This is a genomic window from Sphaerotilus hippei, assembly GCF_003201595.1.
GTDB lineage: Bacteria > Pseudomonadota > Gammaproteobacteria > Burkholderiales > Burkholderiaceae_C > Sphaerotilus > Sphaerotilus hippei.
Window position 1 is genome coordinate 193,417 of sequence record NZ_QJJS01000004.1, and the last position, 26,079, is coordinate 219,495.

Consider the following 26,079-nt stretch of genomic DNA (forward strand, 5'->3'; position numbering starts at 1 on the left):
CGCGGTGGCAGGCAGGGGGACAGGGGGCTTTGCAGAGCGAAGCAGAGGAGGAGACGACGGCCGCAGGCCCCCAACCGAATGACGCCGAAGCGCTTGCATCACAGCCCCTCGCTCAACACCACCACGTTCTGCCCGGCGCTGACGGCGGCGCCTTCGCGGCAGCCCAGGCTGAGCACGCGACCGGCGATGGGCGCCACCACGGCGAACTCGGTTTTCATCGATTCAACGATGACCAAGGTGTCGCCCGGCTGCACGGCCTGGCCGGGCTCGATCAGCACGCGCCAGACGCTGCCCGGCACCTGCGTGGCCACCGCCCGGGCGCCTTCGGGCACGGCGTCGTCCGCTGGGGCCGGTGGTGCATCGGCCTCGCCCACGTACTCGGCCTGGCCGGCGGCGCGCCAACGCTCGCGCTCCTCGGCAAAGGCCAGTCTTTGGCTGGCGCGGAAGGCGGCGATGCCCTCGGCTTCGGTGTCGAGGAAGTGTTGGTAGGCCTGCAGCGAGAACGTGCCCGGCTCGGTGCGCAGCGTGTGGCGGCCGGCGGGGAAGTCGCGGCGGATCTGCGCCAATTCATCGGGGCTGACCGGGTAGAAGCGGATCTGGTCGAAGAAGCGCAGCAGCCAGGGTTTGCCGGGTTCGAAGTCCCCGGCGGGCTCGCCGGTCAACGGGTCCACGCCACCGCGTGCGTCGCCCCAGCGGTTCCACATCTGCAGCGTGCGGCCGACGAACTGGTAGCCGCCCGGGCCTTCCATGCCGTAGACACAGAGGTAGGCGCCGCCGATGCCGACCGCGTTTTCGGGCGTCCAGGTGCGGGCCGGGTTGTACTTGGTGGTGACCAGGCGGTGGCGCGGGTCCAGCGGCGTGGCCACGGGCGCACCCAGGTACACGTCACCCAGGCCCATCACCAGGTAGCTGGCGTCAAACACCGTGCGGTGCACGGCGTCGATGTCGGGCAGGCCGTTGATGCGGCGGATGAACTCGATGTTGCTGGGGCACCAGGGCGCGTCGGGCCGCACCGATTGCATGTACTTCTCGATCGCCAGCCGCGTGCTCGCGTCGTCCCAGGACAGCGGCAGCCACACGGTGCGCGAGGGCACGCTGAGCTGCTCGGTGGGGCCGAGCGCCTCGTCGGCGGCGGTGAGTGCGGCCAGCAGCGCCTCGCGGCTGACCTGCGCCGGTTCGTAGTGCAATTGCAGCGAGCGGATGCCCGGGGTGAGGTCGGTGATGCCGGGCAGCTGGCCGGCGGCTTGCGCGGCCTGCAGCGCCTGCATCAGCGCGTGCACCCGCAGGCGCAGCGCGATGTCCAGCACCAGCTCGCCCAGCTCCACCAGCAGGTAGCGGTCGCCGGCCTGGCGCACCACCATGGCCGGGCGGCCGGGCGCGGCCGGGCGCTGCAGCAGGCGCGGGTCGGTCAGCACCGGGGCGCTGGGCCACGTGCCCGCAGCGGGCGCTTGCAAGGCGTTCACCTGCGCTTCTTGCTCGGCCTGCAGGGCCAGCGCGGCGTCGTGCGAGATGGCGTGGAAGCGCACGGTGTCGCCCGGTTTCAGCTGGCCGAGCTTCCAGCGCTCGGCGGCCACCACCACGGCGGGGCAGACGAAACCGCCCAGGCTCGGGCCGTCCGGGCCGAGGATCACCGGCATGTCGCCGGTGAAGTCGATGGCGCCGATGGCGTAGGCGTTGTCGTGGATGTTGGACGGGTGCAGGCCGGCCTCGCCGCCGTCATGGCGCGCCCACTGCGGCTTGGGGCCGATCAGGCGCACGCCGGTGCGGCTGGAGTTGTAGTGCACCTGCCAGTCGGTGGCAAAGAAGGTGGCCACATCGGGGTCGGTGAAAAAGTCCGGCGCGCCGTGCGGGCCGTAGAGCACACCGATCTGCCACTCGGTGTGCAGCACCGGCGCCACGCCCGCGGGCAGCGGCGCGGCCTCGGGCAGGGCCACGGCCTGCGTGCCCACATGCAGCAGATCCCCCGCGCGCAGCGTGCGCCCGCCGTGGCCGCCAAACTGGCCGAGCGTGAAGGTGGCGGCGCTGCCCAGGTAGAGCGGCACGTCGAAGCCGCCACGCACCGCCAGCGTGGCACGCAGGCCGGCGCCTCGCACAGCGCCGAGGCGCAGCACCGTACCTGCGGGCACGGCCACGGCCTGGTTCAGCGGCAGTGGCGTCACCGTGCCATCGGCCCGCTCCAGCGTGGCGTTCAAGGCCGCGCCCACCAGCGCCACCAGGGTGTCGGCATGGGCGCGCAGCGTGGGGCCACTGAGCGTGATTTCGAGCGCGGGCGCCGCACTGGCATTGCCCACCAGGCGGTTGGCCAGCCGGTGGCTCAGGTCGTCCATCGGGCCGCTGGGAGGCACGCCCACGTCCCAGTGGTGCAGGCGGCCGGGCCAGTCCTGCACGCTGGTCTGCACCCCCGGCTCCAGCACCTCCAGCGCCAGCGGCGCGTAGGCGAACTCGCCCAAGCTGCGCGTGACCAGGCGGCCGGCCACAAACGTGCTCTCGGCCGACAGCGCGCGCAGGTAGCGCAGATTGGTCTCGATGCCGGCCAGGCGCGTGTGTGCCAGCGCCTGCTGCAGCTTGGCCACGGCCTCGGCGCGGTCCCGGCCGGTGACGATCAGCTTGGCGATCATCGGGTCGTAGTGCGGCGGCACCTCGCTGCCGCGCGTCACCCAGGTCTCGATGCGCGTATCGGCCGGGAACACCACCTCGGTCAGCAGGCCCGCGCAGGGCTGGAACTGGCGCGCTGGGTCTTCGGCATAGAGGCGCACTTGAATGGAGGCACCCTGCGGTTCGGGCACGTCGAGCGCCCACGCATCACCCCGCGCCAGCTTCACCATCCAGGCCACCAGGTCGATGCCGGTGACCTGCTCGGTCACGCCGTGCTCCACCTGCAGCCGGGTGTTCACTTCCAGGAAGTAGAAGGCGCCGGTGTCGGCATCGAGCACGTACTCCACCGTGCCGGCGGAGCGATAGTTGACCGCGCGGCCCAGGCGCAGCGCCGAGTCGATCAGCGCAGCGCGGGTGTGTGCGGTCAGGTGCGGCGCCGGGGTTTCTTCGACCACTTTCTGGTTGCGGCGCTGGGCCGAACAATCGCGCTCGCCCAGGGCCACCACCTCGCCGCGCCCGTCGCCAAACAGCTGCACCTCGATGTGCCGCGCGCGCTCGACGAACTTCTCGACGAACAAGCCCGCGTCTTTGAAATTGGCGCGCGCCAGCCGCGCCACGGCGTCAAACGCGGGCGCCATCTCGGCCGCGCTGCGAATCAGCCGCATGCCGATGCCTCCGCCACCGGCCGTGCTCTTGAGCATCACCGGGTAGCCGATGCGCTGGGCTTCGCGCTCTGCTTCGGCCAGGTCGGCCAGCAGGCCACTGCCGGGCAGCAGCGGCACGCCATGCGCCACCGCCAGCTCGCGTGCGGTGTGCTTCAAACCAAAGGCGCGCATCTGCGCGGGCGTGGGGCCGATGAAGGCGATGCCGGCGGCTTCGCAGGCGTCGGCAAAACCAGGGTTCTCCGACAAGAAGCCATAGCCGGGGTGGATGGCGCCGGCACCGGTCTGCTGCGCCGCGGCCAGGATGGCTTCGGTGTTCAAGTAACTCTGTGCGGCCGGCGCGGGGCCGATGCACACGGCCACATCGGCCTGCGCCACGTGGGCCGAATCGGCATCGGCCTCGGAATGGACGGCCACCGACTTCAGGCCCAGGGCCTTCAGGCTGCGGATCACGCGGCAGGCGATGGCGCCGCGGTTGGCGATCAGGACGGTGTCGAAACCAGGAAGGGGTGCAGCGGACATGGCGGAGTGACCTCAGGCCAGGCAGCGGGTCGTCCCGCCAGAGAAAGAAGACGGCGCGTGAGTCGTCCCGCGCGCCAGCCCGGAAGCGGGCTCGGAAGGCGTGAATGCTCCGGTGTGGCTGAGCGGACCGTCCAGAGCGCCGCCATCCAGGCACGGCGCGGGCCACGACGCGCATCTGCAACGCCGAGGGTGGTGTTCTGGGTGGAATGAGCGGCCAGGCCGGGTTCGTTCACAACGCTTCAGCTCCAGATCAGGAACTCAACCGGCGTGGGCTCGTAGGCATTGCAGGGGTTGTTGAGCTGCGGGCAGTTGGAGACCAGCATGTAGAGGTCCATCTCGGCGCGCAGCTCCACGTACTTGCCGGGGCCGCTGACCCCGTCGGCAAAGGTGAGTTGGCCATCGGCGGTGACGGGCACGTTCATGAAGAAGTTGATGTTGGGCACCAGGTCGCGCTGGCCCAGGCCCACGTCGGCCTGCTGCAGCGCGAGCAGGTAGTTGTCGCGGCAGCTGTGCATGAACTTCTTCTGCAGCGCGTAGCGCACGGTGTTGCTCTCGGCCGCGCAGGCGCCGCCCAGGGTGTCGTGGCGGCCGCAGGTGTCGGCCACGATCTCCAGCATCGGCCGGCCCAGGTTGCTCATCAGCACCGAGCCGGTGGTGAGGTAGATGCCGCCTTGGCGCAGCAGCGTGTCGGTGGCGCTGTAGTGCTCGCTGGCGTCGTGGCGGGCGTAGAAGATCACGTCGACGGCCTGGTTGCCTTCGAGGTCGACGATGCGCAGCGTCTGGCCCTGCCGGATCTCGGTGAACCAGGGCTCACCGGCGGGTTGGCGGTGGCGCCGCGTGGCGGCCTCGGGCTGCAGGGTGCTCTCGTGGAGGCGGATGGCGGTGGCGGTGGGGGTCACGGTGGCGGTGCTCATGGCGTGGGAACTCAGCTGAGCGCAAAGGTGTCGCTGTTGTGCAGCGCGCGTGCGCACTCGGGGCGGAAGCGGCGGCACAGGTCGTCGGCCGGCGCCGGGCCGCAGCGCCAGGCGGCCACGCCCACCTTGCCGGGCGCGTAACCGGGGCGTGGGTCCAGCGGGTGCGGCGCGGTGCTGATGGCGACGATCACGTCCATGTCCATGCGCAGCTCCACCATCGTGCCCTTCACCGCGCGCTCGGCGTCGAACTGGAAACGCCCCTCGGCGTCGACCGCCACCTTGCTGAACAGGTTGACCGGCGCGATCTGGTCGCGCGCCGTCAGGCCGTGCTTGGCGGTCTCGATCAGCAGGCCGTCGCGGCCGCTGCGCTGCATCGCGTTGCGGTGTTGCTCGTAGCGGCGTTCGCCGTACTTGGCCTCCATCGTCGGCGTGTCGAGCAGCGCGCCCAGCGGGTCGTGCCAGCCCAGCGTGTCGTGCGTGAACGAGGCCATGCTGCGGCCGTTCTCGCTCATCAGCACATGGCCGGCGCGGTAGTGCGCGGTGTGCTGGGCCTTGAGGCTGTCGGGCATGTTGTAGCGCTCCAGCGTGTGGTGCGCGGCGTAGAGCACCAGCGACACGTTGGCGCGCTCGTCCAGCGCCACGAAGCGCAGCGCCGTGCCGCGCGACAGGCGCCAGCTCCAGTGCGCGCCGCCGGGCAGGGTCTCGCTCCACAGCACCTGGTCCGCGGACAGCTCGGGGGCGAAGCGCCGCCAGTGGGCGACGGCGTCCACCGGGGCGCTCATGGGCGGGTTGTCGAGGGTGTGTTCGGGGTGGTGCAGGCTCATGTTGAGGTCTTTCGTCTGCGGGGTGTGAGGCGGGCTGCTCAGGTGGCGGCGCTCAGCGGGGGTCGATCTGCGTGTCGACCGTGCCCTGCGAGAGCTTGCGCAGCAGCTCGATGTCGGTCTTCATGCCGGAGGTTTCGCGGATGCGTTCCAGGATGTCGCGCTTGAGCGCGATGAACTCGGGCGCCAGCTTCATGTCCTGCGTGCGCCCGGCGGGCAGCGGCACCTCGTAGACGGTGTCGATGCGGCCCGGGCGCGGCGCCATCAGCACGATGCGCTGGCCGAGGTAGATGGCCTCTTCCACGTCGTGGGTGACGAAGACGATGGTGCTGCGCTCCAGCCGGTGCACGTGCAGGATCAGGTCGTGCATGACCTCGCGCGTCTGCGCGTCGAGCGCGCCGAAGGGCTCGTCCATCAGCAGCATCTGCGGCTGGCCCATCAGCGCGCGGGCGATCGCCACACGCTGCTGCATGCCACCCGAGAGCTGGTTGGGATAGGACCTGGCCGAGGCCGTCAGCCCCATCAGCCGCAGCAGCGCGTCGGCGCGGCCGGAGGCGGCCTCGACATCGGCGCTGGTGCGATCGCGGGTGTGCACGCCCAGCTGGCGGCAGAAGCGGATGTTGTCGAGCACGTTCAGCCAGGGGTAGAGGCTGTAGTGCTGGAACACCATGGCGCGGTCCTGCCCCGGGCCGGTGATGGGCACACCGTCCACCTTGACGGCGCCGCGGCTGTGCGACTCCAGGCCGGCGATGGTGCGCAAGAGCGTGGACTTGCCGCAGCCCGAGGCGCCGACGAAGGTGACGAACTCATGGGGTCGGATGTCGAGGTCGACGTTCTCCAGCGCGGTGACGGCCTTGGCGCCTTCACCGAAGAACTTCCAGACGCCTTCGCAGGCGATGCGGGCCGGGACGGCAGGGTGTGCAGTGCTCATGGGGGCGCTCAGCTGCGGGCGGACAGCCAGGGGAAGGCCTTGCGGTGCGCGAGGCGGAACAGCTGGTCGATGGCCAGGCCGATGAAGCCGATCAGCAGGATGCCGGCGAAGATCTTGTCGGTCTGCAGGAAACGCTGGGCCTTCAGGATCGAGAAGCCCAGGCCCGAGTTGGCGGCCACCAGTTCGGCCACCACCAGGTAGGTCCAGGCCCAGCCCATGGTGATGCGCAGGGTGTCGAGCAGCGCCGGCTTGGCCGAGGGCAGGATCACCTTCTCGACCACTTCCTGGGTGCTGGCGCCCAGGGTCTGGGCGGCCTCGATCTGGGCCATCGGCACGCGCCGCACATCCTCGGCCACCATCAGCACCATCTGGAAGAAGGTGCCGATGAAGATGATCGCGATCCTGGCGCTCTCGTCGATGCCCACCCACAGCATCACCAGCGGGATGAAGGCCACCGCCGGCATGTAGCGGATGAAGTCGGTCAGCGGCTCCAGCAGCGCCTGCACCGCGCGCCAGCTGCCGATGCACAGGCCCAGCGGCAGCGCGATGACGGCCGACAGCGCCCAGCCCGCCACCACGCGCCAGGTGCTGATGACGATGTCGCCGAGCAGGTCGTCGTCACGCCACCAGCTGCCCAGGCGCTCCAGCACCTTGCCCGGCCCGGGCAGGAATACCGGGTCCACGATCTGTGACGCCGACAGCAGCGTCCAGCCCAGCAAGGGCAGCAGCAGGCCCAGCGCTGCCAGCACCCAATAGGCGCTGGTGGGAATGGCCTGACGGGGAGAGGTCCAGCTCATCGGTTGAGGCTCCGGATCGTGACGGTGGCTCGGTGTGTGACCCAGCGGCAGCCGCGGAACCGGCTGCGCCCCCTGGGGGCGGCGCAGCCGCTTCGGGAGGGTCATTTCAGTGCATCAGCCAGCAGCGAGGCGTCGATGCCCTTGGCCGCGTCGGGCGTGCCCTCGATCAGCTTGTGCTCCTTCAGGAAGCCCAGCACCTTGGGCGTCACGCCCACGAGCGATGTGGCTTGTGTGGGGTCGAGCGCGGCCTTGTTGGCGGCGGCGTCAAAGAACCTGGTGCCGGGCATGAACACCTGGTAGTCGTCGGCCTTCATGCTCACCACCTTGGCCATGATCTTGGCGGCTTCGGCGGGCTGCTCGCGGATGAACTTCTCGGTGTCGAACCAGGCCTTGATCATGCCGACCAGGTCCTTGCGCTTGCTGGCAATTGCTTTTTCTTGCGCCACCAGCAGGTCGGGCACCAGGCCGGGCATGTCCTTGGACGTGAACAGCGCGCGGCCCTTGCCGCTGCGGGTGATCTGGTCGATCCAGGGGTTCCACACCACGGCGGCGTCCACCTTGCCACCCAGGAAGGCGGCGGCCGCGTCACCGGCGGCGAGGTTGACGATCTTCACGTCGCTGGGCTTGAGGCCATTGGCCGCCAGCGCATTGGCGAGCACGAAGTGCGAGATGCTGTACTGCTCCAGCGCCACCTGCTTGCCCTTCAGCTCGGCAAACGATTTGATCTTGGGCGAGACCAGCAGCGCGTCGTTGCCGGCGGAGTTGTCGTTGACCAGGATGGTCTTCAACTTGATGCCCTTGGCGAGCGGGCCCAGGGTGTCGGACCAGGTCTGCGAATTGGCATCGAGCTGGCCGGCCGACAGCGCCGAGACCGAGTCGGTGTAGTTGGCGAACCAGACCAGCTTGACGTCGGCGCCGTGCTTCTTGAAGTAGCCCTTCTGCTCGGCCACGTACCAGGCCACCCAGCCCGGCCAGTCGGAGACGCCGACCTTGACCTCGGCCATCGCCGGTGCGCTGGCGCCGAGTGCGCTGGCGAACACGGCCAGGGCGCCGAGCTGCGCGGCCAGGCGCGAGCGCCAGCCCGCACCAGAGGAAGAACGAGGGGCGGTCTTGCGCGAGGTGATTGGTTCAGACATCCAGGGCTCCATCGGGTCGGTCAACAGAAAACGCGGCGAGAGACAGCACCTCACAACGAAGTGGTTCTCCCGGGCTTTTGTCCCGCCGTGGAGCCTGACCACCGTCCAGGCACTGATCTGCCGATCGACGCCCTGGGTGATTGAGGCCGGTTGCTCTCGGACCAGCACGCATTGCCTTGCAAGGACAAGCGCCGGAACCCTAGCGACCCTTCGCTGAGCGATGTGGCATCGCTTTCGCCCGGACATTCAAGCAAGCACCGGGCCAGATGACGTCTGGACGCAGTGCCCTCCGGGGCTCGTGCGGTGTGGCACCCCGCATGCACCACGGACCTGCCGGTCCGCGGCCCGGGATGACGCCGAAATGGTGCGATCCCGGATGCCCGGCCCCCAGCCTGGGGCGTGCCTCACTCCACCGGCGAGACCAGCCGGCCGGTCTGGAAGAAGGCATCGAGGTTGTCCAGCACCCGCACGGCCATCGCCAGCCGGGTCTCTTCCGTCGCGCTGGCGACGTGGGGCAGCAGCACGGTGCGGGGTGCGGCGCGCATGGCCTCGGAGATGCGCGGTTCGTTCTCGAACACGTCGAGCCCGGCCCCCGCGATGCGTCCGGCCTGCAGCGCCTCGAGCAGTGCCGCCTCGTCGACCACGCTGCCCCGGGCCACGTTGATCAGGAAGCCGCGCGGCCCCAGCGCCTCGAGCACCTCGGCGTTGATCAGGTGGCGGGTCCCGTCGCCGCCGGCGGTGATGACCACCAGGTAGTCGCTGTTGCGGGCCAGCGCGCGCAGGTCGGGCTCGTGGCGCCAGGGCACGTCGGCCACGGCGCGGCGGCTGTGGTAGGCCACCGCCATGTCGAAGCCGCTGGCGCGCCGCGCGACCACCTGGCCGATGCGGCCCAGGCCGACGATGCCCAGCCGGGCGCCGCTGATGCGCCGGCCGAGCGGAAAGCGGTTCAGCCCGTCCTCGGCCCACCGGCCCGAGCGCACGTAGGCGTCACCCTCGACCACCCGCCGGGCCAGCGCCATCAGCAGGGCCCAGGCGGCATCGGCCACGCAGTCGTTGAGCACGTCGCTGGTGGTGGCCAGCGCGACGCCCCTGGCCTTCAGCGCGGCCACGGGAATGCGGTCCAGCCCCACGCCGTAGCTCGACACCACGCGCAGCCGGGGCAGCAGCGGCAGCAGGTCGGCGGAAAAGCCCAGGCCGGCGGACGACACGATGCCGTCGAAGCGTGCGCCTTCGGCCTGCAGCCAGGCGATCGGGTCGTCGTGGTCGAGCAGGCGCTCGACGTGGTAGCGCGCCTGCAGCGGTTGCTCCAGCAGCGGCACGAGGGCGCCGGTCTGCAGCAGGCAGGGGGTCGGGGGCGGGTTCATTCAGGCTCCAGGGGTCAAGGAAACGGGGGATGGGGGCCGCGGCCCGTCGCCCTGGCCTGGTGCTCCGCGGCTCAGGCCAGCCCGGTCTCGGCGCGGCGGCGGCGCTCGCGGCTGTTCACCAGGTGGGTGCGCATGGCGGCCCGGGCGGCGTCGGGGTCCTGGGCGACGATGGCGTCGAAGATGCTCTCGTGTTCGCTGTTGATGCGGCGCAGGTAGAGGCGCCCTTCTTCGTTGAGCGCCTCGCCGGGCTCCAGGCGCGCCCGCGGGATGATGGTGCGCCCGAGCGTGCCCATCAGCTCGGTGAAGTGGCTGTTCTGCGTGGCCCGAGCGATCTCCAGGTGGAACTGGAAGTCCGAGCCCACCGCGCTGCGGCCGTCCTCCTGGGCCTGGACCAGGTCGTCGAGCGCCTGCCGCAGCGCCGCGATGTTGGCCTCGCTGCGGCGCGAGGCGGCCAGCGCGGCCGCCTCGGTCTCCAGGCCGATGCGCAGCTCCAGCACCGCGACCACGTCCCTCAGCGTGCCCAGCTGCTCGGGCGTGATGCGAAAGCCCGGCGTCTCGCCCAGGCTGCGCACGAAGGTGCCGATGCCGTGGCGGGTCTCGACCAGTCCGCCCGCCTGCAGCTGCGAGAGCGCCTCGCGCACCACCGTGCGGCTGACGCCGAACTCGCCCATGATCGCGGCCTCGGTGGGCAGCTTGTCTCCCACGGCCAGCTTGCCGTTGCGGATGCGCTCGCCCAGCGAGGCCACCAGGTCCAGGGCCAGGCTGCGGGGTCGGCGTCGAAGAGGCGTGTCAGTGGTCATGTCGGGTGTCGGGTCGAACCGGCTGCAGCGGCCTCGGGCCGAGGCGCTGGCTGGGGCCGGTCGTGGTCGGAGCACAGTTTGCAGGATGCGGCGCGATTGTCCACGCCCTGCCGGTGCGCCGGTCCATGCCGGCATCCGCATGGACCTCACGTCGCCCCGTGGGCCTCCACGTGAAGGGCGTAGACCGAATGGCAGCTCGCCATGTAGAGGCGGTTGTTCTTCGGGCCGCCGAAGCACAGGTTGGCGCAGCGCTCGGGCAGGCGGATGTGGGCCAGGGCCTTGCCCTGCGGGTTGAACACCATCACGCCGTCGAGGTCCTCGGGCTTGCCCTTGAGCGCGTAGACCTTGCGGCCGCCCGCCTCGACCGGCTCGGCCTGCAGCGCACCGTTGCTGCCCCAGCCGCACCAGAGGTTGCCGTCACGATCGACCTTGAAGCCGTCGAGTGCCCCGTGGTCGGCGGCGTCGATCAGCTTGCTGCGCGCGCCCACCGTGCCGTCGGCATTCACGTCGTAGGCCCAGATGCTGCGGTTGGGCGTGCCTTTCCACTCGACCACGTAGAGCTTCTTCTCGTCGGGAGAGAAGGCCAGGCCGTTGGGATTGACGATGTCGGTGATCACGGCGCTCAGCTGGCCGTCCGGCGCGATGCGGTAGACGTTGGTCGTGGCCTGTTCCGGTCGCGCCTTGAATCCCTCCCACTCGCCGTTGATGCCGAACAGCGGGTCGGTGAACCAGATGCTGTCGTCGGATTTCACGACGATGTCGTTGGGCGCATTGAGCTTCTTGCCCTGATAGCTGTCGGCCAGCACGGTGATGCGACCGTTCGCCTCGGTGCGGGTGACGCGGCGGGTGACCGAGTGCTCGCAGGTCAGCAGGCGACCCTGGCGGTCCCGGGTGTTGCCGTTGGCCCAGTTCGACGGCTGGCGGAAGACGGAGACGCTGCCATCCTTCTCGCTGTACTTCATGATCCGGTTGTTCGGGATGTCGCTGAACAGCAGGTGGCCGGGGCCGCCCGCCTCGCCGGGGAAATAGGCCGGCCCTTCCGCCCAGCGCATGCCGGTGGCGACCTGCTCGATGCTGCTGCTGTAGATGCGGTATTTCGCGAAGCTCGGGTCGAGGATCTGCACCGCCGGGTCGGGGTAGCGGGCGTTGGGCGTGAAGCCGATGGACTGTGCCAGGGCGCTGCCCCCCAGCGCGCTCAGGCCGGTGGCTGCGGCGGCCTTGAGGAAGTCGCGGCGGGCGGGGATCTTGTCGTCGTGCATGCGGGTTCTCCTGTCTCCATGAGCGGGAAGGTGCGGGTGCGTCACCGGCCGGGTCTGATGCGCCCGTTGCCGGCAGCTGCCCTGGCGGGGCTCAGTCGAGCTTGATGTCGGCCTTCTTGACCACGGCGGCCCACTTGAGGCGCTCGCGCTCGAAGAACTGCGCGAACTCGGGCGGGGGCATGGTGTAGACCTCGGCGCCCTGGGCGGTCAGGCGGGCACGCACCTCGGGCGAGCGGATGATGCGCGTCAGCTCGGCCGACAGGCGGGCCACCACCGCCGGCGGGGTGCCGTTGGGCACCAGCACGCCTTGCCAGGTGCCCGACTCGAACCCCTTGATGCCCTGCTCGGCGATCGTCGGCACGTGGGCCAGCAGTGGCACCCGGGTGGCTCGCGAGACGCCCAGCACCTTCAGCTTGCCCGACTGCACATGGGCCAGCGTGGCCAGCATGCCGTTCATCAGCACCTGGGTCTGGCCGCCGATGGTGTCCTGGATGGCCTGCGAGCCGCCCTTGTAGGGGATGTAGTTCCAGGTCGCGCCGCTGCCGGCCTCCACGGCCACGCCGGCCAGGTGCGGGGCGCTGCCGATGGCGGTGACGGCGAAGTTCAGCGGCGTGGTCTTCGACAGCGCTGCCAGTTCCTTGAGGTTGTTGGCGGGCACCGAGGGGTGCACCACCAGCAGGTGGGGCGAGTAGGCCAGCATGCCCACGCCCCGCAGGTCCTTGCCCGGGTCGAAGCTGAGCTTGGTGTAGACCGACGAGGTGATGGCCAGCGCGCCGACGTCGCACAGCAGCAGGGTGTAGCCGTCGGCCGGCGACTTGGCCACCAGCTCGGTGCCGGTGTTGCCGTTGGCCCCCGGCTTGTTCTCGACCACCACCGGCTGCTGCAGCGCCTCCGACAGCGGCTGGCTGATGACCCGGGCGATGATGTCCGACGAGCCGCCCGGCGTGTAGGGCACGACGATGCGGATCGGCTTGGCCGGCCAGGCCTGGGCGATCGCGCCCTGGGTGACGCCCAGCGCCCCGAGGGCCAGGGCACTGAGGAACAAGCGGCGGGCGGATCGGTTCATGGTCGAGGTCTCCTGGTGGTGAGGGTCTGGCGGGGGGCCGCCGTGGCCGTGGGCTTCAGCGGTCCAGCGCAGGCCGCTTGGGATCGAAGCGCCAGCCCGGGATCAGGTACTGCATGGCCATCGCGTCGTCGCGCGCGCCCAGGCCGTGCTGCAGGTAGAGCTGGTGCGCCTTCTCGACCTCGACCATGTCGAGCTCGACGCCCAGGCCTGGCTTGGCCGGCACCTGCACGTGGCCGCCGACGATCTGCAGCGGGTCTTTCGTCAGGCGCTGGCCGTCCTGCCAGATCCAGTGGGTGTCGATGGCGGTGACCTTGCCCGGGGCAGCCGCGCCCACGTGGGTGAACATGGCCAGGCTCACGTCGAAGTGGTTGTTCGAGTGGCTGCCCCAGGTCAGGCCCCAGTCGCGGCAGGTCTGGGCCACGCGCACGCTGCCGGCCATGGTCCAGAAGTGCGGGTCGGCCAGCGGGATGTCCACGCTCTGCAGGCTCAGCGCATGCACGAACTGGCGCCAGTCGGTGGCGACCATGTTGGTGGCCGTGGGCAGGCCGGTGGCGCGGCGGAACTCGGCCATCACCTCGCGGCCGCTGAAGCCGCCCTCGGCGCCGCAGGGGTCCTCGGCATAGGCGACGATGCCGCGCATGCGCTGGCCCAGGCGGATCGCGTCCTTCAGCAGCCAGCCGCCGTTGGGGTCGAGCGTGACGCGCGCGTCGGGAAAACGCTCGTGGATCGCGGTGACGGCATCCACCTCGGCGTCACCGGTGAGCACGCCGCCCTTGAGCTTGAAGTCGTTGAAGCCGTAGCGCGCGCGGGCGGCCTCGGCCAGGCGCACGACGGACTCGGGCGTCATCGCGGCTTCGTGGCGCAGGCGGCACCAGTCGTCGGCGTCGTCGGCTTCGTCGGCGGGGCTGGCATACGGCAGGTCGGTCTTCGTGCGGTCACCGACGAAGAACAGGTAGCCCAGCATCTCCACGCTGTCGCGCTGGCGGCCTTCGCCGAGCAGGTCGCAGACCGGCAGGCCCACGTGCTGGCCCAGCAGGTCCAGCAGGGCCGACTCGATCGCGGCCACCGCGTGGATGGTGATGCGCAGGTCGAAGGTCTGCAGGCCGCGGCCGCCGCTGTCGCGGTCGGCGAAGGCCTGTTGCACCTGCTGCAGCACGTTCAGGCGGTTGCCCACGAGCTGACCCACCACGTGCGGTGCGGCGTCTTCCAGCGTCTGGCGGATCTTCTCGCCGCCGGGCACCTCGCCCACGCCGGTGCGCCCGGCGCTGTCGGTCAGGATCAGCAGGTTGCGGGTGAAAAACGGCGCGTGCGCGCCCGAGAGGTTGAGCAGCATGCCGTCACGCCCGGCAACGGGGATGACGCGCAAGGCGGTGATGCGTGGGGTATCAGTCATGGCAATCGAAGAGTGGGAGGCAGTGGCAGAACCGAACCCGGCAGCCACCGCGGAACTGGCTCCGCCAGGCCGCTGGTGGCGCCCCCTGGAGGGGGAGCGCCGCAGGCGCTTCGGGGGTGGGCCCAATCAATCCGCGGTGATCCTGCGGGTCTCGATGAGCTGCTTCCAGCGCGCGTTCTCCCTGGCCTGGAAGGCGGCGAACTGCTCGGGCGTGTTGCCGACGATCTCCAGGCCCACCGAGGTGAACTGCTGCCTGACCTTGGGGTCGGCCAGCGCGGCCTGCAGGGCCTCGCTCATCTTGCTGCGGATGTCGGCGGGCAGGCCCTTGGGCGCGACGATGGCCTGCCACGAATACACGTCGGCGCCCTTCACGCCGGCCTCGGCCAGCGTGGGCACCTGGGGCAGCACCGGCGAGCGCTTGTCGCCGGTGACGGCCAGGGCCTTGAGCTTGCCGGCGTTGATGTGCTGCAGCACCGCGTTGACGTTCTGGAACGAGGCCTCCACCTGGCCGCCGAGCAGGTCGGAGATGGCCGGCGCGCCGCCCTTGTAGGGGATGTGCAGGCCGCTGGTGGCGGTCTGCAGCCAGAACAGCTCGACGGTGAGGTGGTCGGACGAGCCGTTGCCCGACGAGGCGAAGCTCATCTTGTCGGGCACGGCCTTCATCTGGGCGATCACGTCGGCCACGCTCCTGTGCGGCGAGGTGGCCGGCACCACCAACACGTTGGGCGCCTGCACCAGCACGCTCAGCGCATCGAAGTCCTTGCCTGCGTCATAGGGCACGTTCTTCATCAGGTGGGGCGCAACCACCAGCGGGCCCAGCGAGGTCACCAGGAAGGTGTGGCCGTCGGGCGGCGAGCGCTTGACCTGCGCGGCGCCGATCGTGCCGGTGGCCCCGGCCTTGTTCTCCACGACGAAGGTCTGCGCCAGACGCTCCTGCAGCCGGGTGGCCAGGGTGCGGGCGACGGTGTCGGTCGATCCACCGGGCGGAAAGGGCACGACCAGGGTGACCGGCCGGGCGGGCCAGGTCTGCGCCTGCGACGCACTGGCCAGCAGGGCCAGGACACAGGCGGACATCAGCATCTTGAACTTCACGGAACACTCCAGTGCTTCGGACTTCTGGGCGGGTGCGGCCCGCGCGCCGGCCGCACCCCTGACCTGCGGGGTGCAGGCCGGCTTACTGGGCGCCCAGCGGAGCCATCAGCGCACGCAGCTGCTCGACCTCGGCCGGCTTCAGGTCGCTCAGCGGCGGACGCACCGGGCCGGCGCCGTGGCCGATGACCGTGGCGCCGGCCTTCACGATCGACACCGCGTAGCCTTCACCCTGGTTGCGCAGCGCGATGTAGGGCAGGAAGAAGTCGCGGATCAGGCGGTCGCAGGTGGCGGTGTCACCGGCGGCATGGGCGTTGTAGAACTCCATCGCCGTCTTCGGGATGAAGTTGAACACCGCCGACGAGTACACCGGGCAGCCCATCGCCTTGTAGGCGCCGGCGAACAGCTCGGCCGTGGGCAGGCCGCCCAGGTAGGCAAAACGATCGCCCAGCGTCTGGCGGATGGCGACGAACTTCTCGATGTCGCCGAAGCCGTCCTTGAAGCCGATCAGGTTGGGGTTGCGCTCGGCCAGCACCAGCAGGCTCTGCGGCGTCAGGCGGCAGGCGCCGCGGTTGTAGACGATGACACCGATCTTCACGCTCTGGCAGACCGCCGTCACGTGGTTGATCAGGCCTTCCTGGCTGGCTTCGGTCAGGTAGTGCGGCAGCAGCAGCACGCCCTGGGCACCCAGGCGTTCGGCTTCCTGCGCGTACTGGATGGCCAGCGTGGTGCCGCCACCGGCGCCGGCGATGATGGGCGTGCGGCCGCGGCAGGTGTCGAGCGCGACCTGGATGACCTCGCTGTATTCCTTCGGCTCCAGCGAGAAGAACTCGCCCGTGCCACCGGCGGCGAACAGCGCCGAGGCGCCGTAGGGCTGCAGCCACTCCAGGCGATCGGCGAAGGGCTTGGGCGCGAACTTCAGCTGGTCGTCGAAGTCGGTCAGCGGGAAGGACAGCAGGCCCGATTGCAGGACGATCTTGAGGTCTTGGGGCGACATGGCGTGAATCTCCGGAGCAGCAGATGGACAAGGGGGCGTGAGGGAGGCGGGGAGCAGGCTTGGGCCCGATCCGTTGTATGTCATCGTACAACTAGAGCTGCCACTCGGCATCAGGGTTTGTGCGGAGACCCCAGATCGGGCGCCCTGCTGTTCCCGACGGCACTCTCCATACAGGAAGCAGGATGGATTCTGGTGCCGCGGTTTTTTGCGGCGATCTGGTGTTATCCCTAGGCGGTGGGTGGGGGTGAGGCATTAAAGTGAGGCATTGTTGTACGACGACTTATGACGTGCGACCCAATATTTCCGGGCGGGACCCTGTTCACCCGACCCCCATCGGAGACTTTCCATGCAACGTCGTTCCCTGATCGCCGGCCTGGCCCTGGCCGCCCTGCTGCCCTGTGTCCAGGCGCAGGACGCCTGGCCCGCCAAGCCCGTCAAGCTCATCGTCCCGTTCGCGCCGGGTGGCACCAGCGACATCCTGGGCCGGCTGATCGGCGAGAGGCTGCAGACCGCGCTCAAGCAGCCGGTGGTGGTCGAGAACCGGGCCGGCGCCGGCGGCGTGCTGGGCGCCGACGTGGTGGCCAAGTCGCCGGCCGACGGCTACACGCTGCTGCTGGGCACCATCGCCAGCCACGCCATCAATCCGGCAATGAAGGCCAGGATGCCCTACGACGCGCTGAAGGACTTCGCGCCCGTGGCCCTGCTGGGCAGCATCTCCAACGTGCTGCTGGTGGGCACCGACCAGCCCTTCAAGACGGTCAAGGAGCTGATCGCCGCGGCCAAGGCCCGACCCGACGGCATCCCGTTCGGCTCGGCCGGGCTGGGCAGCTCGCAGCACCTGTCGGGCGAGCTGTTCAAGCTGCTGGCCGGTGCTGACCTCGCCCACGTGCCCTACAAGGGCAGCGCCCCGGCCATCCAGGACGTGATCGGCCACCAGATTCCCAGCAGCTTCGAGACCGTGACCGTCGCGCTGCCCCACATCCAGGCGGGCAAGGTGCGCGCGCTGGCCGTCACGTCGGCCCAGCGCAGCGCCGCCCTGCCCGGGGTGCCGACGATGCAGGAAGCCGGCGTGGCCGGATTCGACGTGGCGAGCTGGCAGGCCCTGTATGCGCCGGCCGGCACGCCCGCGGCCATCGTCACCCGCCTGAACGCCGAGGTGGAGAAGATCCTGGCCCAGCCCGAGGTCAAGACCCGCCTCGATGCGCTGGGTCTGGTGCACACGCCGCAGACGCCGGCCCAGTTCGCCGACTACAACCGCAGCGAAGTGGCCAAATGGCAGCGTGTCGCTCGCGACGGCAAGGTCCAGCTGGACTGAGCGCCCGCCCGAGCTGCCGCCCTGCCCGCGACCCGATCCGACCCGCCGCCATGACCACCACACCATCCCCGATCACCGCCCGCCCGCCGCTGACGCTGCGCATGCACCCCGACGACAACGTCGCCATCGTCGCCAACGACGGCGGCCTGCCGGCGGGCACCGTGCTGCCCGAGGGCGTGCCCGGTGCCGGCCTGGTGCTGATCGACCGGGTGCCGCAAGGCCACAAGGTGGCGCTGGTCGACCTCGCCGAGGGCGAGGTGGTGCGGCGCTACGACGTGCCCATCGGCTACGCGCTCAAGGCCATCCCGGCCGGCAGCTGGGTGCACGAGCGCCTGCTGCAGATGCCGGCCGCCCGGGCGCTCGAGGGCCTGCCGATGGCCACCGTGAAGGCCGCCGAGCTGCCCCCGCTCACCGGCCGCACCTTCCAGGGCTACCGCAACGCCGATGGCTCGGTGGGAACACGCAACATCCTGGCCATCACCACCACCGTGCAATGCGTGGCCGGCGTGGTGGCCCAGGCGGTGGCGCGCATCAAGGCCGAGCTGCTGCCGCACTACCCGAACGTCGACGACGTGATCGGCCTGGAGCACAGCTACGGCTGCGGCGTGGCCATCGACGCGCCCGACGCGGTGATCCCGATCCGCACGCTCAAGCACATCTCGCTGAACCCCAACTTCGGCGGCGAGGTGATGGTGGTGAGCCTGGGCTGCGAGAAGCTGCAACCCGACCGCCTGCTGCCGCCGGGCTCCTTCCCGATCCAGGATGAGCGCGACGCCACGCTCGGCCCCGAGACCGTGTGCCTGCAGGACGACGAGCACGTGGGCTTCGCGTCGATGCTCGAGCACATCCTGGCCACCGCCCGGCCGCACCTGGCGCGCCTGGACGCCCGCCGCCGCGAGACCGTGCCGGCCAGCGAGCTGGTGGTGGGCGTGCAGTGCGGGGGCAGCGATGCCTTCAGCGGCGTCACGGCCAACCCGGCCGTGGGCTTCTGTGCCGACCTGCTGGTGCGCGCCGGTGCCACCGTGATGTTCAGCGAGAACACCGAGGTGCGTGACGGCGTGGACCAGCTCACCCGCCGCGCCGCCAGCCCCGAGGTGGCCGAGGCCATCGTGCATGAACTCGGCTGGTACGACCGTTATCTCGACCGCGGGCGGGTCGACCGCAGCGCCAACACCACGCCGGGCAACAAGGCCGGCGGGCTGAGCAACATCACCGAGAAGGCGATGGGCTCGATCATCAAGAGCGGCTCGTCGGCGATCAGCCATGTGCTGTCGCCAGGCGAGAAGCTGCGGCGTGACCAGCGCGGCCTGGTGTATGCGGCCACGCCGGCCAGCGACTTCATCTGCGGCACGCTGCAGCTGGCCGCGGGCATGAACCTGCACGTCTTCACCACCGGCCGCGGCACGCCCTACGGCCTGGCCGAATGCCCGGTGATCAAGGTGGCCACGCGCAGCGACCTGGCGCGCCGCTGGCATGACCTGATGGACGTGAACGCCGGACGCATCGCCGACGGCGAGCAGACCATCGAGGAGGCCGGCTGGGCGCTGTTCGAGCTGATGCTGGACGTGGCCAGCGGCCGCAAAACCTGGGCCGAGCGGCACCAGCTGCACAACGCCCTGGTGCTGTTCAACCCGGCGCCGGTGACCTGAGCGCGGGCACGGCGGCCATCGTGGCCGCCTGGGCGATGATCTTCTCGCGCAGCCACTGGCTGCCCGGGTCCAGGTCACGGTAGCGGTGCCATTGCAGCGTCTCGACCAGGCGCGGCACCTCGAAATCGAGCTGCACCATGCGCACCGGCCACTGGGCGCAGGCCTGCTGCGCCATGCGCGTGTGCAGCGTGGCCACGCGCCGCGTGCCCAGCACCAGCGGGGGCAGCAGCGCGAAGCTGTTGACCGTCACCTCGGTGCGCGGCAGGCCGCCGTGCTCGCTGAGGAACCAGGTCTCGAACTGCGGCCGGCCGTTGTTCTCCAGCGTGACGTGGCGGGCCGCCTGGTACTGCGCCAGCGTCAGCCGATCGCCGATGTCGCCGTGCGCCCGGTCGACCACCGCGTGGTAGCTGTCCTCGAACAGCACGGTCGAGGACTGGTTGGGCGAGATGAAACGGGCTGGGTTGATGACGAAGTCGACCTCGCCGTTCTCCAGGTCGATGCCGGCGGTGTTGCTGGGCTGGCGGAACTCGATGCTCACGCCGGGCGCCTCGTGGTGCACCTGGCGCAGCACGTCGAGCAGCAGCACATGGGTCACGTAGTCCGAGGCGACGATCGAGAACTGCCGCCGGGAGGTGGCGGGATCGAAGCCCGGGCGCGTCGCCAGCGTGGCGTCCAGCCTCAGCATCAGGTCGTTGACCCGCTCGGTCAGCGTCTCGGCCAGCGGCGTCAGCTCCATGCGCCGGCCCACGGGCACGATCAGCGCATCGTCGAAGTACTCGCGCAGCCGCGCCAGCATGCCGCTCATCGCCGACTGCGACACGTGCAGCGACTCGCCCGCCCGGGTCACGTTGCGTTCGGTCAGCAGGGCGCGCAGGGCGGTCAGCAAATTGAGATCGAGCCGCTGGTAGCGCATGGAGGGGGCGTGGACGTCGTGGGCGGGAAGCAGCGGCGATTCTAGGCAGGCCGCTGCCGCCTGCGTGGCGTTCCGAGGGTAATCCCATGTATGCGAGTTCGTGATGCCGGGCATCGCCACATTCGATTTCCCCTCGGCGCCGGGGCTGCCTAGGATCGCGCCACTTCCAACAGAACCGCCTGCGCCCCGCGGGGCAGGCCCAGCACATGAGCACGAACAATCCGCTGAAGGGATGGCAGGTCGACCGGTCGCAGATCCGCACGCTGGGGGTCGGCCTGCAGCGTCCCGAGTGCATCCTGGCCGAGGCCGACGGCACGATCTGGACGGCCGACGCCCGTGGCGTGATGCGCATCGCCGCCGACGGCACGCAGACGCTGATCCGCCAGCAGCAGGCAGGGGTCGAACGCCAGCTCGACGCGCAGTCGCTGATTCTGGGCGGCAGCCTGCCCAACGGCATCGCCTTCAACCGCGACGGCGACGTGCTGATCGCCAACTTCGGCACCGACGCGATCGAGCTGATGACCCGCGACGGCCGCTCCCGCACGCTGCACGACCACATCGACGGCCAGCCGCTGGGCAAGACCAACTTCGTGCTGACCGACTCGAGGGGCCGCATCTGGTTCACCGTCACCACGCGCCAGCAGCCCTGGACCCGCTCGATCAACGAGAAGACCGCCGACGGTTATGTCGGCCTGATCGACGAGCACGGCATCCGCATCGTCGCCGACGGCTTCGTCGGCACCAACGAGATCCGGCTCGACGCGAAGGAGGAGTGGCTCTACGTGGTCGAGTCCAACGCCCGGCGCATCTCGCGCCTGCGGGTGGCCGACGACGGCGCCTGCAGCGGGCGCGAGGTGTTCGGTCCGGCCGACCTCGGGGGCATCCCCGACGGTTTTGCCTTCGATGCCTTCGGCAACCTGTGGATCACGCTGATCATGGCCGAGCGCCTGGTCGCGCTGACGCCCGAGGGGGAGCTGCTGACGCTGCTCGACGACGGCCGGCCCGAGGCGATCCGGGTGTTCGACGAGCACTTCCACGCCGGCACGATGACCCCCGAGATCATGGCCACCTGCAAGGGCGAGCTGGCGCCCTGGATGGCCAGCCTGACCTTCGGCGGCCCGGACCTGCGCACCGTCTACCTCGGCAGCCTGATGGGCACGACCCTGCCCTGCTTCCGCTCGCCGGTGGCCGGCCTGCCGATGTCGCACTGGCGGCCCCGCTGATCCGCGGGGTGTCCGATGATCCTCGAAGTCGCCTCCCTGATGATCCGCCCCGGAGGCCAGGCGGCGTTCGAGGCGGCCTTCGAGAAGGCGCAGCGCCTGATCGTCGGCATCGACGGCTACCTGTCGCACGAGCTGCAGCACTCCATCGAGCATGAGCACCATTACACGCTGCTGATCGAGTGGCGCTCGCTGGAGGCCCCCACCCTGGGCTTTCGCAAGTCCCCCGGTTTCCTGCGCTGGCGCGAGCTGCTGCAGGAGCATCTCGAGGTGCCGCCGAGCATCGAGCATTTCCAGGCCGTGGCGGCGCCGGCGCGCGCCTTCCGGCCCGATTGACGGACCGGCGGCCCGCCGGCCGCCGGTCGCCACCACAAGATCCCGAGATCCCAAGAGGAGACAACGCATGTCCAGCACGTCCACCCTGCCCCCCCAGGCCTCGCAGCCACCGCTGCGCCTGACCGAGCCCCGCCTCATCCATGCCTTCATCCTGCTGGTGACCAGCGGCCTGACGGTGCTGGTCACCGCCATCCTGGGCCCGAGCCTGCCGGCCATGCAGGCGCACTTCAGGGACGTGCCCGGCGCTGACTACCTCGTGCCGCTGACGATGACCGCGCCGATGCTGATGATGGCCTGCCTGAGCGTGTTCGCCGGCGAGCTGTCGGACCGGCTGGGCCGCAAGCGCCTGCTGGTGGTCTCCACGGTGCTGTACGCCGCGGTCGGCACCGCGCCGCTCTACCTCGAGTCGCTGGGCGCCATCATCGCCAGCCGCTTCGCGCTCGGCATCCTGGAGGCGGTGCTGATGACCGTCAGCACGACGATGATCGGCGACTACTACAGCGGCACGCGGCGCGAGCGGTTCATGTCGCTGCAGACCACGGTGTCGGCCACCTCGGCCTTCCTGCTCAACACCGTGGGCGGGGTCATCGCCGAACACGGCTGGCGCGCGCCGTATGCGGTGTTTGCCTGCAGCCTGCTGCTGGCCCCGCTGATGGTGATCTACCTGTGGGAGCCCAAGGGCCGCTCGAGCATGACCCCGGAGCAGTACGCCCAGGACAGCCGCTCCTTCCGCGCCGGCATGCTGGCCTTCAACTGCGCGCTGACCGTGCCGCTGGGCATGATGTTCCTGACCGTGCCGGTGCATTTCGGCTACCTGCACGGCGCGATCGGCGTGCAGTCGCCCGCGCAGATCGGCATCGCCTACGGCATCAACAGCCTGGGCGTGATCACCGGCACGCTGCTGTTCGGCTGGGTGCTGGCCTCGCGCCTGAAAGTGCCTTTCCAGCTGACGATCGGCGCGCTGATCGCCGGGGTCGGCTTCGTGCTGATGCAGTCGGCCACCGACTACACGCTGCTGACCGTGGCCGGCCTGGTCAACGGCCTGGGCGCGGGCATCCTGCTGCCCACGATGGTGACCTGGAACATGCGTGACCTGCCGGTCTCGCGCCGTGGCCTGGGCACCGGGGCCTTCCAGTCCTGCTTCTGCCTGGGCATGTTCGTCAACCCGCTGCTGATCGTGGGCATGGAGAAGCACCTGGAGATCGCCCGGGCGCACGCCATCGGTCTGGTCGGTCAGGTGATGCTGGGCCTGGCGGTGGTGGCGCTGCTGGTGGGCCTGCTGCGGCGTGGCCGCTGAAGCGGGGCCGGCGGGCATGACCTCCGTCTTCAAGCCGGCCCTGCCGGGCCGCCGGGGCGACCGGCTGGCGGGCAAGGTGGCCGTGGTGACCGGCATCGCCGCGGGCATCGGGCGCACCCTGGCGCTGATGTTCGCCCAGCAGGGCGCACGGGTGGTCGGGGCCGACCTCGATGCGGCGGGGGCCCAGGCCACGCTCGACGAGGCCGCGGCCCAGGGCCTGCTGCTGCACAGCCTGCACCCGCTGGACCTGACCCGTCCCGACGCGGTGCAGCGCCTGGTCGAGCACGCCGTCGCGCTGCATGGCGGGCTGGACCTGCTGGTCAACGCCGCCGCCTTCGGCGCCTTCGCCTGGATCGAGTCGATGGACTACGAGCAGCAGTGGCGCCGCACGCTGACCGGCGAGGTCGACATCGTCTTCCTCGCCTGCCAGGCCGCGTGGCCGCACCTGAAGGCCCGTGGTGGTGGCGCGGTGATCAATTTCGCGTCGGCCAACGCGCACATGGCCCTGCCGCTGCTGCCCGCCGTCGCCCACTGCGCCGGCAAGGGGGCGGTGCTGGCCATGAGCCGCCAGCTGGCGATGGAAGGCGGGCCGCACGGCATCCGGGTCAACACGATCTCGCCCGCGCTCGTGGTGACGGCGGCGACCCGGCAACCGCTGGAGCAGCTGCCGGGTTTCGAGGCCCAGGTGCTGGGCAAGTTCATGGTCAGGCGCCTGGGCCAGCCCGAGGACATCGGCTGGGCGGCGATCTACCTGGCCTCGGACGAATCGAGCTGGGTGACCGGCGCCGACTTCCACATCGACGCCGGGGCCACCGCCTGGTGAGACCCGGTGCAGTGCCGCACGAAGGCGGCCAGCGGACCGGCCAGGCTGGTGTCGGTGGTGCCCAGGCTGAAGCCGCCCGAGAAGTGGTTGTGCTCGGCCAGCCGGCACAGCGCGGGCTGGTAGCCGTGGCGCGAGACCAGCCGGGCGAACAGCTCGCCGGCCTGCACCTGCATCTGCAGCAGGTCCCGCTCGGCCGTGCCGATCCACAGCGGGAACGGGGCGGCGTCGACGTGGTCGACGATGCTGGCCGCATCCCACGCGGCGGGATCGGTGCCGAAATAGGCCTCGTTGCGCGGGTCGGGCGTGGCCACGCCGAACTGCGCCCGCGCCAGGCCCTCGAGCCGCGCGTTGTAGGGACCCGACATCAGCGCAGCCCCGGCGATGTGCCAGTCGTGCGGCTGGAAGCGCCGCATCAGCGTGGCCGCGGCCACGTGGGCCGCCCCGGCGGATTCGCCCGCCAGCACGATCCGCGCCGGATCCCCGCCGAAGCGGGCCGCGTGCTCCTGCAGCCATCGCCAGACGGCCACGACGTCCTCGGGGCCGCTGGGCCAGCCGCTCTGCGGCGCGAGCCGGTAGTCGGGCAGCACGGTGACCCAGCCTTCGCGGGCGCCCCACCAGCCCACGTTGGCGCGCTGCACCCGGCTGCCGCGGATGAAGCCCCCGCCATGCAGCCAGACCAGCACCGGATGGGGGCCCGGGCGCTCGGGCGCGCAGACGTCCAGCCGGTGGCGCTCGTGCGGGCCGTAGTGCAGGTCGCCGTGCGTCACGGTGCCGTCGCGCGGCTGCTCGGCCAGCAGCGGCGCATACAGCGCCTGGACCTCGGGCAGGTTGAAGCCGCTGCCGAGCTGGCGCAGTGCCCGCGCCAGCGGGTCGGAGATCGGCGCGGGGCGGGTCGTCGCGGGGGTCGGGGCGTTCATGCGGGGCTCACCGGCTGCTTGTGGAAGCGGCCATTCTTCATGATGGCGCGCAGGACCTGCGGATCCTGCAGCATCGCGACGTCCCGGGTCGGGTCGCCGTCGACCAGCAGCAGGTCGGCGAGCCAGCCCTCCCGCACCAGGCCGAGCTCGTCGCCCTGCCCCATGATCTGGCCACCCAGCATCGTCGCCGCGCTCAGGGCCTCGGCGGCGGTGTAGCCGAAGTGGCGCACCCAGAGCTCCAGGTCCCGGGCGTTGCGGCCGTTGGGGTTGAAGGGGAAACCGTAGTCCCCGCCGGGCAGCAGCTTCACGCCGCGTCGCCTGAGTTCGGGCACCAGCCGCTGCTGCCGCTCCAGCACGAGGGCGGCGTCCTCCTTCATGTGGCGCATGTCGACGTGGGGCGGCGGGCTGGCGTCCAGCGTGGCCTGCACGATGCCGATGCTGGGCGCCACGAAGATCCGGTCCCGCGCGGCGGCCAGCATCTCGACGGCCTCGTCGTCGGCGTAGGTGCAGTGGTAGAGCACCCGGAATCCGGCCCGCACGCCCAGCTTGACCGCCTCGGCCGCATGCGCGTGGCCGGTCAGCCACAGATCGTGCTCGCGGGCCGCCTCGCCGGCGGCCATCAGCTCGGCCTCGCTGTAGAGCAGCTGCTGCGAGGCGCCCGGCTTCAGCGCGCTCTCGCCCGAGATCAGGAACTTGACCGCCTTGGCGCCGAGGTCCCGGCAGCCCTTGACGAAGGCCGCCACGCCGGCCGGGCCGCTGCCGTGCTCGTCGACATGGCCCGGGTCCAGCGTGCTGTCGTTGGGCGGTTCACGCTCGACGGACGAGGCGATCAGGCGCGGGCCGGGCAGGCCGCCGTCGTCGATGTGCGCCTTGAGCGTGACCTCCAGCGTCTTGCTGAGCGCGCCGGCCGAGTAGGCGCTGGTGAAGCCGTGGTCCAGCAGGATGCGGGCGTTGCGCGCGGCGGTCAGGGCCAGCGCCTCGGGGGGCAGGTACATGCCGGGCACGAAGCGCTCGACCGAGCTGGGCCAGGTCAGGTGGGCGTGGGCCTCGGTCATGCCCGGCATCAGCACGCCGCCGCCGCCGTCGATGACCCGGGCGCCGTCACGCGGCAGCCGGGCGCCGTCGCGGCCGATGGCGCTGATGCGCGAGCCCTCGACGCGGACCTCGCCGGCAAAGGGCGCGCTGCCCGTGCCGTCGAAGATCATCACGTCGGTGAACAGGGTGGCGGGCTTGTCGTTCTTCATGGTTTGTCTCCTCTTGATC

Annotated in this window: 22 protein-coding genes and 1 riboswitch; of the genes, 6 read left to right on the plus strand and 16 right to left on the minus strand. The window is 70.6% G+C overall.

Annotation, left to right across the window (positions count from 1 at the left end; genetic code table 11):
- Positions 1-98: 98 nt before the first annotated feature.
- The 13 genes from uca to kdgD all read right to left on the minus strand — a co-directional run bounded on the left by uca (position 99) and on the right by kdgD (position 16,346).
- Positions 99-3,779 carry an urea carboxylase gene (gene uca / locus C7444_RS06140; RefSeq protein WP_110399949.1) on the minus strand — a complete coding sequence of 1,227 codons (3,681 nt, stop codon included), beginning with the start codon at positions 3,777-3,779 and terminating at the stop codon, positions 99-101.
- Between the two features lie 239 nt (positions 3,780-4,018).
- On the minus strand, positions 4,019-4,693 hold the full coding sequence (locus C7444_RS06145; RefSeq protein WP_110399950.1) for an urea amidolyase associated protein UAAP2: 675 nt from the start codon (positions 4,691-4,693) through the stop codon (positions 4,019-4,021).
- A gap of 11 nt (positions 4,694-4,704) precedes the next feature.
- Positions 4,705-5,517 (minus strand): urea amidolyase associated protein UAAP1, encoded by an 813-nt coding sequence (locus C7444_RS06150; protein WP_110399951.1) that lies wholly within the window; start codon positions 5,515-5,517, stop codon positions 4,705-4,707.
- 52 nt (positions 5,518-5,569) lie between these two features.
- Entirely contained in the window at positions 5,570-6,445 is an 876-nt protein-coding gene (locus C7444_RS06155; RefSeq protein WP_110399952.1) for an ABC transporter ATP-binding protein, read from the minus strand.
- Between the two features lie 8 nt (positions 6,446-6,453).
- On the minus strand, positions 6,454-7,242 hold the full coding sequence (locus C7444_RS06160; RefSeq protein ID WP_110399953.1) for an ABC transporter permease: 789 nt from the start codon (positions 7,240-7,242) through the stop codon (positions 6,454-6,456).
- Positions 7,243-7,343: 101 nt separating this feature from the next.
- Positions 7,344-8,378 carry an ABC transporter substrate-binding protein gene (locus C7444_RS06165; protein WP_110400059.1) on the minus strand — a complete coding sequence of 345 codons (1,035 nt, stop codon included), beginning with the start codon at positions 8,376-8,378 and terminating at the stop codon, positions 7,344-7,346.
- Positions 8,379-8,442: 64 nt separating this feature from the next.
- Positions 8,443-8,592, minus strand: a riboswitch (guanidine-I (ykkC/yxkD leader).
- Positions 8,593-8,782: 190 nt separating this feature from the next.
- Positions 8,783-9,742: a 2-hydroxyacid dehydrogenase gene (locus C7444_RS06170; RefSeq protein ID WP_110399954.1), complete on the minus strand. Its 960-nt coding sequence runs from the start codon at positions 9,740-9,742 to the stop codon at positions 8,783-8,785.
- Positions 9,743-9,813: 71 nt separating this feature from the next.
- Entirely contained in the window at positions 9,814-10,542 is a 729-nt protein-coding gene (locus tag C7444_RS06175) for a FadR/GntR family transcriptional regulator (protein WP_110399955.1), read from the minus strand.
- A gap of 146 nt (positions 10,543-10,688) precedes the next feature.
- Positions 10,689-11,801 (minus strand): SMP-30/gluconolactonase/LRE family protein, encoded by a 1,113-nt coding sequence (locus C7444_RS06180; protein ID WP_110399956.1) that lies wholly within the window; start codon positions 11,799-11,801, stop codon positions 10,689-10,691.
- 91 nt (positions 11,802-11,892) lie between these two features.
- Entirely contained in the window at positions 11,893-12,867 is a 975-nt protein-coding gene (locus tag C7444_RS06185; protein ID WP_110399957.1) for a Bug family tripartite tricarboxylate transporter substrate binding protein, read from the minus strand.
- Between the two features lie 55 nt (positions 12,868-12,922).
- The gene (locus C7444_RS06190) at positions 12,923-14,260 is read right to left on the minus strand and encodes an enolase C-terminal domain-like protein (protein ID WP_110399958.1); all 1,338 of its coding nucleotides are present in this window, start codon (positions 14,258-14,260) and stop codon (positions 12,923-12,925) included.
- Between the two features lie 126 nt (positions 14,261-14,386).
- On the minus strand, positions 14,387-15,340 hold the full coding sequence (locus tag C7444_RS06195; protein ID WP_375136911.1) for a Bug family tripartite tricarboxylate transporter substrate binding protein: 954 nt from the start codon (positions 15,338-15,340) through the stop codon (positions 14,387-14,389).
- 94 nt (positions 15,341-15,434) lie between these two features.
- On the minus strand, positions 15,435-16,346 hold the full coding sequence (gene kdgD / locus C7444_RS06200; protein WP_110399959.1) for a 5-dehydro-4-deoxyglucarate dehydratase: 912 nt from the start codon (positions 16,344-16,346) through the stop codon (positions 15,435-15,437).
- A 346-nt stretch (positions 16,347-16,692) separates the two neighbouring features.
- On the opposite strand from kdgD, the gene C7444_RS06205 reads away from it, so the two are divergent.
- Both C7444_RS06205 and garD read left to right on the plus strand, forming a co-directional pair.
- Positions 16,693-17,661 carry a tripartite tricarboxylate transporter substrate binding protein gene (locus C7444_RS06205; protein ID WP_110399960.1) on the plus strand — a complete coding sequence of 323 codons (969 nt, stop codon included), beginning with the start codon at positions 16,693-16,695 and terminating at the stop codon, positions 17,659-17,661.
- Positions 17,662-17,711: 50 nt separating this feature from the next.
- Positions 17,712-19,310: a galactarate dehydratase gene (gene garD, locus C7444_RS06210; protein WP_110399961.1), complete on the plus strand. Its 1,599-nt coding sequence runs from the start codon at positions 17,712-17,714 to the stop codon at positions 19,308-19,310.
- On the opposite strand, the gene C7444_RS06215 is transcribed toward garD, so the two are convergent.
- The gene (locus C7444_RS06215) at positions 19,288-20,223 is read right to left on the minus strand and encodes a LysR family transcriptional regulator (RefSeq protein ID WP_170130651.1); all 936 of its coding nucleotides are present in this window, start codon (positions 20,221-20,223) and stop codon (positions 19,288-19,290) included. The two genes, garD and C7444_RS06215, sit on opposite strands and share 23 nt — an antisense overlap.
- A gap of 206 nt (positions 20,224-20,429) precedes the next feature.
- Here C7444_RS06215 and C7444_RS06220 point away from each other — a divergent pair, with 206 nt between their 5' ends.
- The 4 genes from C7444_RS06220 (at position 20,430) to C7444_RS06235 (ending at position 23,899) form a co-directional block, all read left to right on the plus strand.
- Entirely contained in the window at positions 20,430-21,446 is a 1,017-nt protein-coding gene (locus C7444_RS06220; protein ID WP_110399963.1) for an SMP-30/gluconolactonase/LRE family protein, read from the plus strand.
- Between the two features lie 15 nt (positions 21,447-21,461).
- Complete coding sequence (locus C7444_RS06225; RefSeq protein WP_110399964.1) at positions 21,462-21,779, plus strand: antibiotic biosynthesis monooxygenase family protein; 318 nt, start codon at positions 21,462-21,464, stop codon at positions 21,777-21,779.
- Positions 21,780-21,846: 67 nt separating this feature from the next.
- Complete coding sequence (locus C7444_RS06230) at positions 21,847-23,076, plus strand: MFS transporter (protein ID WP_110399965.1); 1,230 nt, start codon at positions 21,847-21,849, stop codon at positions 23,074-23,076.
- Between the two features lie 16 nt (positions 23,077-23,092).
- A complete protein-coding gene (locus tag C7444_RS06235) occupies positions 23,093-23,899 on the plus strand; it encodes an SDR family NAD(P)-dependent oxidoreductase (RefSeq protein WP_110399966.1) in 807 nt (268 codons plus the stop codon).
- Here C7444_RS06235 and C7444_RS06240 read toward each other — a convergent pair.
- Together C7444_RS06240 and C7444_RS06245 are read right to left on the minus strand one after the other, a co-directional pair.
- Positions 23,824-24,816 (minus strand): alpha/beta hydrolase, encoded by a 993-nt coding sequence (locus tag C7444_RS06240; protein WP_110399967.1) that lies wholly within the window; start codon positions 24,814-24,816, stop codon positions 23,824-23,826. The genes C7444_RS06235 and C7444_RS06240 overlap by 76 nt on opposite strands.
- Complete coding sequence (locus C7444_RS06245; RefSeq protein ID WP_110399968.1) at positions 24,813-26,060, minus strand: amidohydrolase family protein; 1,248 nt, start codon at positions 26,058-26,060, stop codon at positions 24,813-24,815. The genes C7444_RS06240 and C7444_RS06245 overlap by 4 nt, the downstream gene beginning before the upstream one ends.
- Positions 26,061-26,079 lie beyond the last annotated feature (19 nt).